Source organism: Salinarimonas soli, from assembly GCF_008386575.1.
GTDB lineage: Bacteria > Pseudomonadota > Alphaproteobacteria > Rhizobiales > Beijerinckiaceae > Salinarimonas_A > Salinarimonas_A soli.
Window position 1 is genome coordinate 1 of record NZ_VUOA01000216.1, and the last position, 400, is coordinate 400.

Sequence of the window (400 nt, forward strand, 5' to 3'; positions counted from 1 at the left end):
CATCCTTTTCACTTTCTTCAGGGTCACGGTAGAAGAACAAATCAACCACAACATCCCAGCGCTGGTCACGGGGAAGCACACCACGAAGCCTCAACACTTCACGTGCCAACAACCACCACATCAAACCAATAGAGTGGGAAGACTTGGTGTTGCATGGGATAGCAATGTCCACAAATCTTAGTGGGGAGTCTGTGTTGCACAAAGCAATCACAGGAATGTTGACATATGAAGCTTCAGTAATGGGTTGATGGTCTTGTGCAGGGTCCAATACAATCAAGAGACGAGGTTCACGGAATGCAGGTTGAATCTGGTTAGTAAAAGCACCTGGTGTGCAACGCCCCGCAATAGGCGTAGCACCGGTGGGCGCGGCAAACTTCAGTACAGCACGCTGACCGAAGGG

Annotated in this window: 1 protein-coding gene; it reads right to left on the bottom strand. The window is 50.2% G+C overall.

Translation table 11 applies throughout. From position 1 onward, the window contains the following. A partial coding sequence (locus tag F0L46_RS27885; protein WP_149822428.1) for a 30S ribosomal protein S2 occupies nucleotides 1-400 on the bottom strand: 400 nt, incomplete at both ends.